The organism is Staphylococcus sp. EG-SA-15, assembly GCF_017151895.1.
GTDB classification, from domain to species: domain Bacteria; phylum Bacillota; class Bacilli; order Staphylococcales; family Staphylococcaceae; genus Staphylococcus; species Staphylococcus aureus.
The window spans coordinates 1-248 of record NZ_JACVZN010000141.1 but is presented as its reverse complement, the minus strand read 5'-3'; the positions used below and the strand labels follow the sequence as shown (position 1 = coordinate 248).

Below are 248 nucleotides of genomic sequence, written 5' to 3'. Positions count from 1 at the left end.
AAACAAACAGCAACAAATGCCATCGATGGTGCTACTAACTTAAATAAAGCGCAAAAAGATGCGTTGAAAGCACAAGTGACAAGTGCGCAACGTGTTGCAAATGTAACAAGTATCCAACAAACTGCAACATTTTGTGCTTGTTGCACTTGTTGTTTCAATTTATCTTTTTGAGCAGTTGTTAAATGTTGAAGTCCGTTTATAGTAGTGTTTGCATTTGATTTAGCTTGCTCTAAATTATGGTTACCATT

Annotated in this window: 1 protein-coding gene; it reads left to right on the top strand. The window is 35.5% G+C overall.

Going from position 1 to position 248, the window contains the following annotated elements; translation table 11 throughout:
* The first annotated feature begins 21 nt into the window (after positions 1-21).
* Positions 22-171, top strand: coding sequence for a hypothetical protein (locus IDG64_RS14750; RefSeq protein ID WP_481906133.1), 150 nt, complete (start codon positions 22-24; stop codon positions 169-171).
* The last annotated feature ends 77 nt before the right edge of the window (positions 172-248 follow it).